The sequence below is a fragment of the Gordonia sp. UBA5067 genome (assembly GCF_002414845.1).
Lineage (GTDB): Bacteria > Actinomycetota > Actinomycetes > Mycobacteriales > Mycobacteriaceae > Gordonia > Gordonia defluvii.
Genome location: NZ_DIAX01000007.1, coordinates 1 through 15394, shown reverse-complemented (window position 1 = coordinate 15394; position 15394 = coordinate 1). Strand labels below are relative to the sequence as shown.

Sequence of the window (15394 nt, the reverse complement as noted above, 5' to 3'; positions counted from 1 at the left end):
AGATGTGTATAAGAGACAGGCAGATCCCGCCGATCGACGAAAACCTGGGCACGATCGTCAATAGGCGCTGATCTGCACCGACATCCCCGGATCGGTCGCCACCGTCAACGGCGACGGCGGCGCACCGCCGGCGATCACATGGGCGCCGAGCGTCGCGATCATTACCCCGTTATCCGTGCACAGTCGCGGCTTGGGCACGCGCAGCGTGATCCCGGCAGCGTCGCAGCGCTCCTCAGCCAGGGACCGGATCCGCGAATTCGCGGTCGCACCGCCGCCGAGGACCAGCGTCGAACACTCGAAATCCTCACATGCACGCAACGCCTTCATCGTGAGCACGTCGGCCACGGCCTCCTGGAACGAGGCTGCAACATCGGCCATCGGCACCTCCTCCCCCCGCCGCTCACAACCCTCCACGTAACGCGCAACGGCGGTCTTGAGCCCACTGAACGAGAAGTCATACCGCGCATCGGACCGCCCGGCCATCCCGCGCGGAAAGGCGATGGCCGCCGGATCACCGCCCACGGCGAGTGCGTCGATCGCGGGGCCGCCGGGATAGCCGAGGCCGAGCAGTCGCGCGACCTTGTCGAAGGCCTCACCGGCAGCGTCGTCGACAGTCGTGCCGAGCTCCTCGATCGGGGCCCCGAGATCGGTCACCCGCAATAGGTGCGTATGGCCGCCGGACACCAGCAATGCTATGCAGGGCGGCATCGGACCGTGCTCCAGCGTGTCGACCGCGACGTGGCCGCCGAGGTGGTTCACCGCGTACAGCGGCACCTCCCAGGCGAGCGCATAGGCTTTGGCCGCGGCGACGCCCACGAGCAGCGCGCCCGCCAGCCCGGGCCCGATCGTCACGGCGATCGCATCCGGCTTGTCGATGTCGGCGGCCGCGAGTGCCCGTCGCATCGTCGGGACCATCGCCTCCAGGTGGGCGCGCGACGCGACTTCGGGGACCACGCCGCCGTAGCGCGCGTGCTCGGCGACCGAGGACGCCACCTCGTCGGCCAACAGCCGCACCGGCCCGCTCGGCGACGCCGGATCCCATTCGACGATCCCCACGCCGGTTTCGTCGCAGGAACTCTCGATGCCCATCACAGTCAGTCGATCAGTCATCGGGATTCTCCGGGGTTCTGCCGCTGGGCGCGGGACGGATCATCGTGAAGGCATCCGCACCGGACGGCTGGTAATACCCTCTGCGCATACCGGCTTTGACAAACCCGGCGCTCTCGTACAATTCGATCGCCGGGTCGTTGTCGACGCGGACTTCGAGGAACACCGGCGCGTCGCGCTGTGCCGCGACGGCCAGCATCCTGTCGAGCAACTCGCGCCCGATTCCCCGCCCGCGGCGGGTCAGGGCCACCGCGATCGTATGGATCTCACACTCGGTGTCGCCGTCGGGACCCAGAATCGAAATCCCCGCATAGCCGATCGGGGACTGCCCCGGCGCGTCGCGCGCGGCGAAGTAGCGGTTGTAGGGGGCCTTCAGCTCGGCCCGGAACGCCGCCGCCGGCCACGGCGAGTCACCGGCGAACATTTCCTTCTCCAGCTCCGCGCACGCCGCAACATCGGCCAACCGCAGCTCGTCGATCACCGTCATCAACTGCCCCGCTTCTTCTTCTGATCGGCGAGTTCGACGGCATCGGGGCGCCGCAGATACAGCGGCACCAACGGGTCGGGTGGACTACCGGCGAGCAGTGCCGGCGCGATGACGGAGGCCAGGCCGACAACATCCGGGGCGACATCGACAACCGGGCGGCCCGGGTTGCGCGACGCCGGCTCGGTGCCGCCCGCCCAGTGCGGTGGTGCCCCGCCCGCGATAAGGTCGACCGGTTCGGCGGCGAGCTCCGCCTGCAACACTGCCGGTGCGCTGACGCCGGGCCCACCCACTCGACGGCCATCGGCGTAACGCGCCCAGTACACCTCGCGCCGCCGGGCATCGGTGACAACGAGGATCGACCGCGCCTGCGACCCGCGCGCCGCAGCCGCCGCGATTGCATCGAGCGTGCCGACCCCATAGACCGGGATGCCCAACGCGTCGCCGTACGCGGCCGCGGTCGCCATCCCGACACGCAGCCCGGTGAACGGCCCGGGCCCACACCCGACGACGACGGCGTCCACATCGACCCCACGCCAGCCCGATTCAGTCAAGCACTCCCGCATGAGGGTGGTCAGCATCTCGGCGTGTCGACGGTGATCGACAACGGTCCGCGACGACACCTCGTCGACGCCGCCCGCACGCACGGTCACCAGGCCGGTGACGATCGCATCGGTAGCGGTGTCGATGACGAGAACACGCCGCCCACTCACGACGACCACCGCCATTCGGCGGAGCGCACATCGGACTCGGGTTCGCGGCGCAATCGCACCAACAGGTGGCGCCCGCTGAGGCGCTCGGCCGTGCCGGCGCCCCATTCGACGACGACGACCGAATCGGTGAGATCGGTGTCGAGGTCCAGCGCATCGAGCTCGTCGAGGAGGTCGGCACCGGCACCCAGCCGATACGCATCGACGTGAATCATGCCAGGGCGATCGACCGTCCCCGGGCGGTGCGTGCGCGCGATCACGAAGGTCGGCGACGTGACGCGACCCAGGACGCCCAGGCCGGCACCGATGCCCCGGGCGAGCGCTGTCTTGCCCGCGCCGAGCGGACCGTCGAGGATCACCAGGTCGCCAGCTTTCAGCGTCACCGCCAGTGTGCGGCCGAATTCCTCGGTGTCGACGACGTCGGGCAACACCGCCTGCCCTGATCGGTCCGGCGTCATCGGCGTCGGCCCCACCAGCGGCGCCGCACGGGTACCGGGTCGGCGACCGGGTCGGGAATCGACAGCTCGGCAACGGGCGACGCAATGGCCGCCCTGGCCGTGATCACCGCCCGTGCCCGCTGGACGAGCTCATCGAGAATCTCGTTGACCTCGGTGGGTCGTTCCATCGCCACCATGTGGCCGGCGCCCTGGACAATGGTGAGCCGACAGTTCTCCCCCAGTACGCCGTACACCAAATAGGAGTTCGGGAAGGGCGTCATGCAGTCCTCGTCGCCGCAGATCACCACGCTCGGCACGGTGGCCAGAACCGGCAGCCCGGCCGACTCGTCGTGGATCTCGAGGACGTGCAGGAACTGGACGATCGTATTCAGCGGCGTCTGCCGGATCATCCGCTCAACCGCGCGCGCGGTGGCCGGGCTGTAGAAGTCCGGCCCGAAACTCGCCGCCAACAGCACCGGCTCCAGCGCTCGGCGGGCACGGGTGCGGCCGGCCTGGATGAACCAGGGGGCGCGGCGCACCGCCAGCCGGAAGGCGCTGACGGCCGGATTCTGCAGCCCCGCACCGACTCCCGCCTCGGTGAGGCCGCGGGCGGCCGTCGCAATCAGACCAACTCCGACAATCCGACCGGCCGGCCCGAACAACGCCGGGTGTCGGCGGGCCAGCGCCATGGTCGCCATGCCGCCCATCGAGTGCCCGACGACGACGACGGGACCTTCCGGGGCGAGCGCGCGCAACACGGCGGCGACGTCGTCGCCGAGTTGGGCCATCGTCGCCGTCTCAGCCGGAGCGGGGTCGCTGCGGCCGTGACCGCGCTGGTCGAAGAACACCAGCCTGGTCGCGCTGCCCCAGGCCCGGGCGAGCGCGGTGCGCTGGAAGTACCACGAACTCATCCGCAACGCGAACCCGTGGACGAAGACAACCGTCAGGGTCGTGTCATCGCCATCGTTCACAATGCGGGCGGCGAGCCGTACCCCGTCATCGGCGTCCACGAAGGTCTCGTCCTCGCGGTACATCGAGTCGAAGTGGACGTCGGCGAACGGATCGGTCAGGCCCGCACGCGATTGAGTCACCTGCCGCGTCACCCCGGTGGCGGCCAGGCTGCCGAGGATCGAGACACCGGCGCTGGGTTTGCGGCGCGGCTTCGGCGACACCGACGCGCCGAGGTTCTCGGCGCCCGCGCCCTCGTCGGCCGACCGCGCCGTCACGCCAAACCCCCGACGTACCTGCGCGCGATGCGCGGCCCGATTCCGGTGACGATCTCGTAGTCGATGGTGCCGGTCAGTTCTGCCCATTCCCGAGCCGTCGGTCCGCCGTCGGCGCCGGTGCCGAACACCTCCACCTCGTCGCCCTCGGTCACACCACCACCAGCTGGGCCCAGGTCGACGACGAACTGATCCATGCAGACCCGGCCGATCCCGGCGAAGTCCCGCCCGTTGATGCGCACCCGCAGCCGGCCCGACAGGGCCCGAGGCACGCCGTCGGCGTAACCGACGGGAATGACGGCGACGACGGTATCGGCGGGAACGACGTAGCCGTGCCCGTAGGAGACGCCACCCCCGGCGGGCACATGCTTGACGAGGGAGACCGCCGTGCGCAGCGTCATTGCGGGGATGAGATCGGCGCGGCTGTGCTGCGGGACGGGGTTGAGGCCGAAGAGGGCAACACCCGGCCGGACGGTGTCGAACGCCAGGTCGCGCCGGGTCAGCGCGGCCGGCGAGTTGGCCAGGTGTACCAGTTCGGGAATCGCCCCGATCGCGTTGAGGTCCGCGACCGCCGCCCGTAGAAGGTCGGCCTGATCGGTGTTGGCAGGATTGTCCGGTTCATCGCCACAGGCCAGGTGCGACATCACGCCGCGCAGCGCCACGGCACCGGCGGCGCGGGCGCGGGCAAAGTCGTCGACGAACCCGGCCCACTCGTCGCGGGCAACCCCGCTCCGGTTCATGCCGGTGTCGACTTTGATTGTCACTGTCGCGGTTTCGCCGAGGTGCTCGGCAGCGGCGACCAGGGCGGCGAGTTGCCGCGAGGAGGAGACTCCCACATCGATGCCCGCGGCGATCGCCGCCTGGAAGTCGGTGTCGGGGGTATGCAGCCAGGCGGTGATCGGCGCGGTGATCGCGCCGGCGCGCAACGCCAGTGCCTCGGCGACTTGGGCGACGCCGAGGCCCACCGCGCCGGCGCCGACGAGCGTCCGCGCGACGGGGACCGCGCCGTGCCCGTAACCGTCGGCCTTGACCACTGCTATCACGCCCACCTCCGCGGCGTCGGCGACGACGCGGAGGTTGTGGGCTATGGCCGCCAGATCGATGGTGGCGGTGCCCAGGGCCGGAGAACCTGCGTAAGGGTGCATCGAAAGATCATTGTTTCAGACTCCCGCGGATCGAGGGATCATCCCGCACTGGACCGCAGGACCCGAATCGCCTCGCTGATGGCTGCTACCAGCGCCGATGCGCCGATTGGCACGCCCGGCGTGCCGGCGGCGATGTGTGCGGCGCCACTATGAACCCGGGCGCCCATGGCTGCGGCGACCGCCGGTGCGAGCCCGGTCGCCAGCAGGGCGCCGATGATGCCCGACAGCGCGTCACCCGATCCGGCGGTGGCCGCCCACGACGAGCCCGCCTCGTTGACCAAGACCGGGCTGCCGGCCTCGGGTGCCGCGATCAGCGTCGCCCGCCCCTTGAGGAGGACGGTCGCACCGGTGTCGGCGGCGCAGCCGAGTACGGCTGCCACTCGGTCGACACCGAGTGGCCGGCCGGTCAGCCGCGCGAACTCGCCGGCGTGCGGGGTGAGCAGCGTCGGCGCGGTACGCGCCGCCAGCAACTCGCGATGGCGGGCCAGCAGCGTGATCCCGTCGGCGTCGACGAGGACCGGCACATCTGCTGCGAGCACGGTGCGCAGGCGTCGCAGCGCGGCGTCATCGGTGCCGATACCCGGGCCGATAACCCATGCCTGCACTTTTCCGGCAGCAGCGGGCTCGTCGGCGATCACGACCTCGGGATGCCGGTTGACAACGGCGGTGGCCGCCGGGCCCGCGTACCGGGTCATTCCGGAGGTTGCCCGGACCGCCGCCCCGGTGCACAGTAGGGCCGCCCCTGGATAGGCCGCGGAACCGGCGACGATTCCGACGACACCCTGCCGGTACTTGTCGTCGGCCGGTCCGGGCACCGGCCAGGCCGCACCCACCTCGAGATCGGAAAGCGACTGCAAGACGGCGTCGCGGTCCGCGCCGGGACCCAATCCGATATCGACCACGATCACCCGGCCGCACTGTGGTGCGGCGAGTACGTGGGCACGACGGGGCACCCCGAAGGTCACCGTCAGATCGGCCCGCACGGCGGGATCATTCACGACGCCGGTGTCCGCGTCGACGCCCGAGGGGAGGTCGACGGCCACCACCGTCAGGCCGGGCGAATTCCGCGCCGCGCCGGCGAATACCGCCGCCGCGTCTGCGTGCAGCGGCCCCGACCCCCCGATGCCGACGACACCGTCGACGAGGATGTCGAGTACGCCGAAGCGGTCGACCGTCCGTCCCCCGGCGCCGCGCAGGGCCGCAAGACCACCGCGATGGGCGCGCTCGGGTTGCACGAGCAGGGCGGAGACATCGACGCCACGGCGGGCCAGGATGGCGCCCGCGTACAGGGCATCACCGCCGTTGTCGCCCGACCCGATGACCAGTCCCACGCGGCGCCCATAGGTCCCGCCATCGGCGCGGAGCGCGGCGAGGATGGCGACCGCCAGTCCGCGCGCCGCGCGGCCCATCAGGACACCGTCGTCCAGGAGTCCGGTGTCCTGCTCGGCCGTCCGGATCTGAGCAACCGTCGGATACCGCATCACGTCCATCCCTCCGATCAGAATGATCGCCTTAGCTGGTCTCGCTGGACATAGTGTCCACGATCTGCGCCCCAGGCGATGAATTCATCGGCCGGCTATTCGACGGTCACCGACTTCGCGAGATTCCGGGGCTTGTCGACGTCGTAGCCGCGCTCGTCGGCGACCGTCGCCGCGAACACCTGCAAGGGGATGGTCGACACCAGCGGTTGCAGCAGCGTCGAAATGCGCGGGATCGGGATGAAGTGGTCGGCGACGGCACGCGCGGCCTCGTCGTCGGTCTCGGCGATCACGATCGTCTCCGCACCACGCGCCTGGATCTCGCGGATGTTGCTGACCATCTTCGAGTGCAGCACGGCCCGCCCTTCCGGCGATGGCATCACGACAAAAACGGGCAACCCGGATTCGATAAGTGCGATCGGCCCGTGTTTGAGTTCGCCGGCGGCGAAGCCCTCGGCGTGGATGTAGGCCAGCTCCTTGAGCTTCAGTGCGCCCTCCAGTGCCACCGGATACCCGACGTGGCGCCCCAGGAACAGCACGGTGTCGCGATCGGCCATGTGGCGCGCCAACTCCCGGACCGGCTCCATCGAGTCGAGCATGTCCTGCACCGCCGCCGCGGCCGCTTCCATCTCGTAGAACTCGCGAGTCACCTCGTCGGTGAATTTCGTACCCCGGGCCTGCGCCAGCGCGAGACCCACCAGGTAGGCGGCGACGATCTGCGCCAAGAAGCACTTCGTGGACGCGACGCCGATCTCCGGACCCGCATGGGTGTAGAGCACGGCATCGGACTCGCGCGGGATCTGCGCGCCGTTTGTGTTGCAGATCGCCAGCACCCGGGCGTTCTGGTCCTTGGCGTGGCGCACCGCTTCGAGAGTGTCGGCCGTCTCCCCCGATTGCGAGATGGCCACGACCAGGGTGGATCGGTCCAGCACGGGGTCGCGGTAGCGAAACTCGCTGGCCAGCTCAACCTCGACCGGAAGGCGCGTCCAGTGCTCAATGGCGTACTTGGAGAGCAGCCCGGCGTGGTAGGCGGTGCCGCAGGCGACGACGAAGACCTTGGTCACGTCGCGCAGGTCGTCGTCGGAGATGCGCTGCTCGTCGAGGACGATGCGGCCGTCGCGCAGGTGGCCCAGCAGGGTGTTGGTCAGCGCCTCCGGCTGCTCGGCGATCTCCTTGAGCATGAAGTAGTCGTAGCCGCCCTTTTCAGCGGCGGCGAGGTCCCAGTCGATGTGGAAGGGCTTGCCGGTGCGCGGGCTGCCGTCGAAATCGGTGATCGCGTAGGAGTCGGCGGTGATCACCACCACCTCGTCCTGGCCGAGTTCGACGGCGTCGCGGGTGTGCTCGATGAAAGCGGTGACATCGGAGCCGACGAACATCTCGCCGTCGCCGACACCGACGACCAGCGGGGTCGATCTGCGTGCGGCGACGATCGTGTCGGGATGGTCGGCATGGGTGAAGACCAGGGTGAACGCGCCGTCGAGGCGACGCAGCACCGCGTAGGCGCTGGCGACGAAATCGCCGGCCGTCGCACCCGCGTCGTAGGCGTGCTGGACGAGGTGGACCGCGGTCTCGGTGTCGGTCTCGGAGTGAAGCTCCACCCCCACGCTCTCGAGTTCGGCACGCAGCGACGCATAGTTCTCGATGATGCCGTTATGGACGACAGCCACCTTGTGGTCGGTCGACAGGTGCGGGTGCGCGTTGCGGTCGGTGGGCTTGCCGTGGGTGGCCCACCGGGTGTGGCCCATGCCGGTGGTGCCGGTCAGCGTCGCCGGGTCGACCAGCGCGATCTGCTTGTCGAGATTCTCCAGCCGACCCGCCTTCTTCTCGACGACGAGGCCGCCGTTGCCGTCCAGGATCGCGACCCCGGCAGAGTCGTAGCCGCGGTATTCCATTCGCCGCAGAGCGTCGACGACGATCTCCAGCGCCTGACGCTTGCCCACATACCCGACGATTCCACACATAGCTCTCCAGGATACCTAGCGCCCGCGCAACCCCCGAATCGCCGAGAAGGACCCACCCTTCTTCGCCGCCGGCGGCCCGCCGAGCAGTTTTTCGACGTGGGTCCGGTCATCCTCGTCAGGCTCGGCCGGGTCGATGTTGAGCACACTGCCCAGGACCGCGTCCTCGTCGGTAAACGCGCCATACCGGTCGTCGAGGCCGACGGTGGCCAGGAAGAATCCGGTCAGCAACGCCCGCACCGCCGAGTGGGTGGCTCGATCGGCGCCGTTGATGCCGATCAGCGACGCGAGGGTGTGCCGCTGCAGCAGACCGCGATCGGTCGCCCCGGGCACGGCGCGCAGGGTTACCGGACCGCCGAGTTCACGCGCCAGGGGCAGCGGATTGGCGTCGACGGTATCGAGGGCGCGGTCCGCGGCGATCACCATCGCGGGAGCCGACACCGCGGTCGCTGTGGTGAATGCGGCATCGGTGGAGGGCGCCGGGAAGACGGCGGCGACCGCCCCGACCGACACCGGTTCGGTTGCGCCCAGCACGGCCGGACCGGCCGCGAGGACGGCGGCACCCGCGCCGAAGCCGTGCCCGGCCAACCCACCCCGCCGGGGGTCGACGGTAATCGACTCACCGAGGCCGAGCCGGACGGCGGGCAGGGCGGACAGCGCGGTGCGCAGTCCAGCCGCCAGCACCGCATCCGAGGGCGCGGGCCCGCGCTCGATATCGGGCGCGGCGACCACGAGGCCGTGGGAGGCGAGGTGGAAGAACAGATCCCGGTAGCGTCCGAGGTCGGCCATCCACGCATGCGCGAAGGCCACCACCGGCAGCCCGCTGCCGGTCTCAGGCGTGAACAGTTGACCCGGGACGCCGATGAACCCGAGATCTCCTCGCAGCACCGTGTGCGGGCCTCGTCGCGCGAGAATGGTCATCAGTTCGTCGGCCGGGGGCGGGGCGGGCTTCTTCTTGTTGCCGAACACGCTCCGAGCTTAGGCCCCCCACCCCGCGCGGTGCCGCAGGCGCCGCGATTGCATCCCGCCGGCGTCGAGCTGCGGCACGGGCTGCTGCCCCGCAGCGCCCCGACGGCGAGCCTTTTCGGTGTCAGTGCCATCGAGCGCAGTCGCGTCGCGGTCGGTGTCATCGAGCGCCGCCAGGCACTCGTCGGTGACTGTACGGATCCGGGCAGCCACCTCCCGGCCGCCCATCAGTGCCCGCCGATCAAGACCAACTCCCCGTCGAGCCGGCCGAGTTCGTGATCGATCCGCGCGATACCCGCGCGGGCGGACCCGACCGCCGGGTCATCGCGTTCGACGCCGACGGCCTCGTCATCGTCGAACTCCGCGGTGAGGTCGGCCACTGCGTCGCCGACCACCCGGGCAAGACGATCACATACCGCGCTCACCCCCTGCCACGCGGCCGCCACCGCCTCCTGGATCCCGTCGAGCAGCTCGAGGTCGGTACGGAGTCGTTCCGGCAGACCCGCCACGATCGACAGCGGGTCGTCGTCGTCGCCGGCCCCGGCCAGGTCGATGCCCTCGGTCCGGGAGCGCAGCGCCACGGTGTCGGCCCACCGGCTGCGCAGGTCATCGCCGACCGACTGGAGCAGAGTGTTGTCGGCCCACACGGCCCCGAGATCGGCTCCGGCCAGTCGGGCACCGGGATTCACGGCGCCGCCATCGCTGGTGCCACCATCGGGTACACGGCGGCACCGGTGATGCCGTGGGCCGCCGCGTCGTCGACGGCGGCGATCGTCGACGATCGGGCGACCAGTCCGTGTGCGGCGCCGCGCAGCTCGCCGGCGCGCTCGGCCAGGCGGGCGGCGACCACCTCGACTGCCCGGCGGTACCCGGCGGACCCGTCCACCTGCACCCCTCGGTAGCGCCCGGTGAGCAGTGTTGCCACGTGCCCATCGATCGCAGCGGCCACCCGGCGGCAGTCGGCCGCCAACCGTGCCGTCTCATTTGCATCCATCACGACTTCCCGCGCGACACCCATAGTCCTTAGACGCAGCCGGGTCGCGAGCGGTTCCATCGTAGTCGGTACCGCAACCCGGTCCTGGGTGGTCGTCCACCTCGCTAGTGGTTAACTCGGATGGTGGTTACCAATGCCTTTCGCACCTTGGTCGGCGGCTCCCGCCGATTCGTCACCCATGCCGCCCTGGGTCGCGCGCTGACCCTCCACGACGCGGCCGACGCGATCGCCCCGGCCGACTTGTCCGGAAGGCTGGTATTGATTACCGGCGCGTCGTCGGGCATCGGCGAGGAGGCCGCCCACCAGCTCGCACACGAAGGCGCGACCGTGGTCCTGGTGGCCCGCCGGGCCGACGAGCTCGATCGCGTCGTCCGGGCGATCGCCGACGACGGTGGCGCGGCCTTCCCGATCGCGGGCGACCTGTCCACCGAACAGGGGGTGGGTGACATCCTGGACGCGGTCCTGACCCGGCACGGCACGCCCGACATCATCGTCAACAACGCCGGCCGGTCCATCCGCCGCGACGTCGCCGACTCGACGGCCCGGATGCACGACTTTCAGCGCACCATGGCGATCAACTATTTCGGCCCGGTCGGATTGACCCTCGGGGTGCTCGACGAGTTCCTGCGGCGCGACAGCGGGCACTTCATCAACGTTTGCACGTGGGGCGTCACTAACGGGGCGATGCCGAAGTTCGCCGCATACGGCGCCTCCAAGGCCGCGTTGGCCACCTTCGGCCGGAGCCTTGCCGCCGAGCTCATCGGTACCGGCGTACACGTGACCAATGTGTGCTTCCCGCTCGTCGCGACCCCGATGATCGCGCCGACCGCTGAGTACGCACAGGCCCCGGCCCTCTCGGTTCACGCCGCCGGTGAATGGATCGTGCACGCCGCCCGGCACCGGCCGCTGGAGATCATGCCGCGCTATGCAAAGGCACTGCGCGGGGTCACCGCCATCTCCGCATCATGGTCGGACCGGCTACTGGCCCGCGGCGCGATGTGAGGGCGCACTGGGGCCGACCGCGTCACGCCCCGTAGGTCCAGCGCCCCCGGGCGCACTGCATCGCCAGGCCGCGCGGACTACGCGCCGTCGTGTATTGCCCGGTGCACTTGTTTCCCGGCTTGCGCAGCTGCGGGTCGACGCCGTTGACCTTCACCCAGCGATGCCGCCCCGACCCCATGTTGGCGCATACCAGCGTGCCGCGCGGAGTCGTTTGGATCCGGTTGGCCTGCCTCCGCCCGCACACCCGGCCGACGCCAGGCGCCGTTTTGCCGCCGGGGTGGGCCCGGGTGCGCGGCGCGGCCGGGCGCGGCGCGGGTTTGCCGGTACGTGACCGTTGGCTCGGCTTGTCGACGGGGGCCGGCCCAAATGGGTTCTGCGCGAGGGAGCCGAAGTCCAGGACTGCATGGCGCGCGGACGGCACCGGCGACACCGTTCCGGTGATTCCGGCCAGCGCCAGTCCCCCGACGCCGAGCGCCAAGACGACGGCCGCCACGATCGCCGCCCGCGTCAGCACTGTCTTCTTGCCCCGCTTAGTCACACCAGTCACAGCAGTAACAGTAGTTTTGCCGCTCCGCCCTCACCAGCGTCGATGGCACTCCGCCGCCCAATCGAGACCGGGAAGCGACCCGCTCGCGCCCGGCAGACCGGCCAGAGTGTGGCCCACCATGCCCAGCACACCCCCGCGGGGGATCAGCTGCCGGCCGCGGCCACCACGTCGGCGATGCGTGCGGCGATGCCGTGCGCGTCCTCCGCGGTGGGCGCCTCGACCATGACCCGGACGAGCTGCTCAGTGCCCGACGGACGCAGCAGGACCCGTCCCTGGCCGGCGAGCTCGGCTTCGGCGCACGCAACGGCGTCGCGGACGGCCTCGGCCCGGGCGACGGTGTGCTTGTCGGCGACGCGGACGTTGATCAGTTCCTGCGGCAGCACGGTCATGATCGACGCGAGTCCGGCCAGAGATTCCCTGGTCGCCGCGATTTGCTCCATCAGCAGCAGACCGGTGAGGATGCCGTCGCCGGTGGTCCCGGCGGCGGGCACGACAATGTGGCCGGACTGCTCACCGCCCAGCGCATAGCCGCCACGACGCAGCTCTTCCAGCACGTAGCGATCGCCGACGGCGGTCGTGTGCAGATCGATACCGGCCTTCGTCATCGCCAGATGCAGACCGAGGTTGCTCATCACCGTCGCCACGAGAACGCCGTCGGTGAGCGACCCCCGGCGGGCCATCGCGGTGGCCAGGATCGCCATGATCATGTCGCCGTCGACGATGTCGCCCGCGGCGTCGACGGCCAGGCAGCGGTCGGCGTCGCCGTCGTGCGCCAGGCCCAGGTCGGCGCCGTGCGCGCGCACCGCGGCGGACAGCTTGCCCAGGTGCGTCGACCCGCAGTCGTCGTTGATGTTGAGGCCGTCGGGATCAGCGTGGATCGGGATGACGGTGGCCCCCGCGGCGCGATAGGCCTGTGGGCCGAGCGCCGACGCAGCGCCGTGCGCACAGTCGACGACCACCGTTACCGCGGACAGGTCGGTGGTGATCTGTCCGGCGAGGTGATCGAGATAGCGCTGGGCGGCGTCGGGGGCATCGTGCAGGCGCCCGATGTCCGCACCGGTGGGACGGGCGACATTCTCGACGGCGGCCATGGCCGCTTCGATGCGATTCTCTACGTCGTCGTCGAGCTTGTGCCCACCGGGACCGAAGATCTTGATGCCGTTGTCGGGCATCGGATTGTGCGACGCGGAGATCATGACGCCGAAAGTGGCGTCGTAGAGCCCGGTCAGATAGGCGACCGCCGGAGTCGGAATGACCCCGACGCGGATCGCGTCCACCCCGTGGGCGGCGAGGCCCGCGCACACCGCGGCCTCCAGGAATTCACCGGACGCGCGCGGGTCACGTCCCACAACGGCGGTGGGACGGGTCGCCGCCGAGCCCGGTTCGACGGTGTGTAGTACTTCCGCGGTGGCCGCGGCCAGGCGCAACGCGAGCTCGGCAGTGAGCTCGGCGTTGGCCCGGCCACGGACCCCGTCGGTTCCGAACAGGCGACTCTTCGCCCCGGTGCCGGGAGCACCGGCGGGCGGGCCGAGTCGATCCTGAAGATCGGAGTCGGACACGCGGTTCAGCGCTTGCTGTACTGCGAGGCCTTACGAGCCTTCTTCAGGCCATACTTCTTGCGCTCGACGGCACGGGGGTCACGCGTGAGGAAGCCGGCCTTCTTCAGCGCCGGGCGGTCCTCCGGGCTGACCTCGATCAACGCGCGGGCGATGGCCAGGCGCAGCGCGCCGGCCTGACCCGACGGGCCGCCGCCGTGCAGGCGGGCGTGAATGTCGAACGACTCGGTGCGCTCGACGGTGACCAGCGGCGACTTCACCAGCTGCTGGTGCACCTTATTGGGGAAGTAGGTCGCCAGGTCACGGCCACCGTTGAGGTGGAACTCGCCGGTGCCGGGCACCAGTCGGACCCGAACGACGGCTTCCTTGCGGCGGCCGACGGTCTGGATCGGATGGTCGATGACGACCGGCGCACGCTCCACCGGAGGCGCGGCGGGAGCCTCGGACTCGGTGGTGTAGTCGTCGCTGGCAATCTCGACGGCTTCAGCGGTCTCGACGACCTCGATGTTCTCGTCAGTCACGTTCTCGTCGCTCACTGGGCCACCTGCTTGATCTCGAAGGGGACGGGGCGCTGCGCCGCGTGCGGATGATTCGGGCCGGCGTAGACCTTGAGCTTGGCGCCCATGGCCCGACCGAGCTTGGTCTTGGGCAGCATGCCCTTGATGGCCTGCTCGACGACACGCTCGGGCTTGGTGGCCAGCAGGTCACCGATCGCCTCGGCTTTGAGGCCGCCCGGGTGCCCGGAGTGGCGGTACTTGAATTTGCCGGTGGCCTTGTTGCCGGTGATGGCGACCTTGTCGGCATTGATCACGATGACGAAATCGCCACCGTCCATGTGGGGGGCGTAGGTCGGCTTGTGCTTGCCGCGCAGGAGCGTTGCGCTCTGCACAGCGAGACGGCCGAGCACCACGTCGGTGGCATCGATGACATGCCACGTACGGGTGATGTCACCGGCCTTCGGGGTGTAGGTAGACACGGTTGGTCCTCAACTCTTTGTCGTGACTGCTGGTCGGATGCGGCAGCGGGGTCGGACTCGGCGACCAGTTGGGACCCGAGATTCCCCGGTATCGGACCGCGCCAGGCGCGCACCGATGCCGACGCACCAGCGGATCAGAATACGGCAGCGCCGTGACCAGGGTCAAAACGGCGAGCGCCCCGCGTCAGGGCCCGATAGGGTTGGCACCATGAGCGCAACCCAGAAATGGAGTCTCGGTCCCACCGACGGCGAGCTGGTGATCACCACCGACAAGACTGGCCCGGCGGCGAAGACCGGACACCGGCTGACGATCGATTTCGAGGACTGGACCGGGACCGTCACCGTCGACGGCACCGTCCCCGAGCTGGTGGAACTCCGGGTCGGAGTGGACTCACTGCAGGTGCGTAGCGGGGAGGGCGGACTGACTCCGATGACCGGGCCCGAACGGGTGCTGGCACGATCCAATGCGCTGAAGTCGCTGAAAGCCTCGAAGTTCCCCGACATCACCTTCACCGCCACGCGCATCTCGCCCACCGACGCGGGCTACCGCCTTGACGGTGAGCTGGTGGTGGCCGGCACGACGATCCCGAAGCAGGTCGACGTCACGGCTGTCCAGACCGATGAGGGCTGGCACCTCAGCGCGGACACGACGGTGAGCCATAAGGCCGTCGGGCTCAAGCCCTATTCGCTGGCGATGGGTGCACTGAAGGTCGCCGACGAGGTGAAGCTGGAGTTCCGCGCCACGCTCCCGCGTCCCTAGCCCCAACCCGCCGAGTGGGCACCCCAACCCCGCCGAGTGGGCACCCCAACC

17 protein-coding genes are annotated in these 15394 nt (G+C 70.0%); 2 read left to right on the top strand and 15 right to left on the bottom strand.

Going from position 1 to position 15394, the window contains the following annotated elements; all coding sequences use genetic code 11:
• Positions 1–57: 57 nt before the first annotated feature.
• From tsaD to B4M62_RS00875, 11 genes are all read right to left on the bottom strand, one after another.
• Complete coding sequence (tsaD, locus tag B4M62_RS00925) at positions 58–1098, bottom strand: tRNA (adenosine(37)-N6)-threonylcarbamoyltransferase complex transferase subunit TsaD (RefSeq protein WP_290703787.1); 1041 nt, start codon at positions 1096–1098, stop codon at positions 58–60.
• Between the two features lie 4 nt (positions 1099–1102).
• Positions 1103–1594, bottom strand: a complete 492-nt coding sequence (gene rimI / locus B4M62_RS00920; RefSeq protein ID WP_290703778.1) for a ribosomal protein S18-alanine N-acetyltransferase — start codon at positions 1592–1594, stop codon at positions 1103–1105.
• Complete coding sequence (tsaB, locus tag B4M62_RS00915; RefSeq protein ID WP_290703775.1) at positions 1594–2319, bottom strand: tRNA (adenosine(37)-N6)-threonylcarbamoyltransferase complex dimerization subunit type 1 TsaB; 726 nt, start codon at positions 2317–2319, stop codon at positions 1594–1596. Before tsaB ends, rimI begins: the two co-directional genes overlap by 1 nt.
• Positions 2301–2759: a tRNA (adenosine(37)-N6)-threonylcarbamoyltransferase complex ATPase subunit type 1 TsaE gene (tsaE, locus tag B4M62_RS00910; RefSeq protein WP_290703771.1), complete on the bottom strand. Its 459-nt coding sequence runs from the start codon at positions 2757–2759 to the stop codon at positions 2301–2303. Before tsaE ends, tsaB begins: the two co-directional genes overlap by 19 nt.
• Complete coding sequence (locus B4M62_RS00905) at positions 2756–3910, bottom strand: alpha/beta fold hydrolase (protein WP_290703784.1); 1155 nt, start codon at positions 3908–3910, stop codon at positions 2756–2758. The genes tsaE and B4M62_RS00905 overlap by 4 nt, the downstream gene beginning before the upstream one ends.
• 50 nt (positions 3911–3960) lie before the next feature.
• Positions 3961–5106 (bottom strand): alanine racemase, encoded by a 1146-nt coding sequence (alr, locus tag B4M62_RS00900; protein WP_290703768.1) that lies wholly within the window; start codon positions 5104–5106, stop codon positions 3961–3963.
• Positions 5107–5144: 38 nt separating this feature from the next.
• Entirely contained in the window at positions 5145–6587 is a 1443-nt protein-coding gene (locus tag B4M62_RS00895; RefSeq protein WP_414651748.1) for an NAD(P)H-hydrate dehydratase, read from the bottom strand.
• A 95-nt stretch (positions 6588–6682) separates the two neighbouring features.
• Positions 6683–8545, bottom strand: coding sequence for a glutamine--fructose-6-phosphate transaminase (isomerizing) (glmS, locus tag B4M62_RS00890; protein ID WP_290703761.1), 1863 nt, complete (start codon positions 8543–8545; stop codon positions 6683–6685).
• 15 nt (positions 8546–8560) lie between these two features.
• Positions 8561–9511 carry a chlorophyllase/cutinase-like alpha/beta fold protein gene (locus B4M62_RS00885; protein ID WP_290703759.1) on the bottom strand — a complete coding sequence of 317 codons (951 nt, stop codon included), beginning with the start codon at positions 9509–9511 and terminating at the stop codon, positions 8561–8563.
• A 224-nt stretch (positions 9512–9735) separates the two neighbouring features.
• Complete coding sequence (locus B4M62_RS00880) at positions 9736–10197, bottom strand: hypothetical protein (RefSeq protein WP_290703756.1); 462 nt, start codon at positions 10195–10197, stop codon at positions 9736–9738.
• On the bottom strand, positions 10194–10502 hold the full coding sequence (locus B4M62_RS00875) for a hypothetical protein (RefSeq protein ID WP_290703753.1): 309 nt from the start codon (positions 10500–10502) through the stop codon (positions 10194–10196). The genes B4M62_RS00880 and B4M62_RS00875 overlap by 4 nt, the downstream gene beginning before the upstream one ends.
• Before the next feature lie 120 nt (positions 10503–10622).
• Between B4M62_RS00875 and B4M62_RS00870 the strand changes: the two genes are divergently transcribed.
• Complete coding sequence (locus B4M62_RS00870) at positions 10623–11504, top strand: SDR family NAD(P)-dependent oxidoreductase (RefSeq protein ID WP_344716217.1); 882 nt, start codon at positions 10623–10625, stop codon at positions 11502–11504.
• 22 nt (positions 11505–11526) lie between these two features.
• On the opposite strand, the gene B4M62_RS00865 is transcribed toward B4M62_RS00870, so the two are convergent.
• The 4 genes from B4M62_RS00865 to rplM form a co-directional block, all read right to left on the bottom strand.
• Positions 11527–12051: a hypothetical protein gene (locus B4M62_RS00865; RefSeq protein WP_290703745.1), complete on the bottom strand. Its 525-nt coding sequence runs from the start codon at positions 12049–12051 to the stop codon at positions 11527–11529.
• Between the two features lie 143 nt (positions 12052–12194).
• Complete coding sequence (gene glmM, locus B4M62_RS00860; RefSeq protein WP_290703781.1) at positions 12195–13538, bottom strand: phosphoglucosamine mutase; 1344 nt, start codon at positions 13536–13538, stop codon at positions 12195–12197.
• A gap of 77 nt (positions 13539–13615) precedes the next feature.
• Positions 13616–14143 carry a 30S ribosomal protein S9 gene (gene rpsI, locus B4M62_RS00855; RefSeq protein ID WP_290703742.1) on the bottom strand — a complete coding sequence of 176 codons (528 nt, stop codon included), beginning with the start codon at positions 14141–14143 and terminating at the stop codon, positions 13616–13618.
• Positions 14140–14583, bottom strand: coding sequence for a 50S ribosomal protein L13 (gene rplM / locus B4M62_RS00850; RefSeq protein WP_290703739.1), 444 nt, complete (start codon positions 14581–14583; stop codon positions 14140–14142). Before rplM ends, rpsI begins: the two co-directional genes overlap by 4 nt.
• Positions 14584–14791: 208 nt before the next feature.
• Here rplM and B4M62_RS00845 point away from each other — a divergent pair, with 208 nt between their 5' ends.
• Positions 14792–15343 (top strand): YceI family protein, encoded by a 552-nt coding sequence (locus B4M62_RS00845; protein WP_290703736.1) that lies wholly within the window; start codon positions 14792–14794, stop codon positions 15341–15343.
• Positions 15344–15394 lie beyond the last annotated feature (51 nt).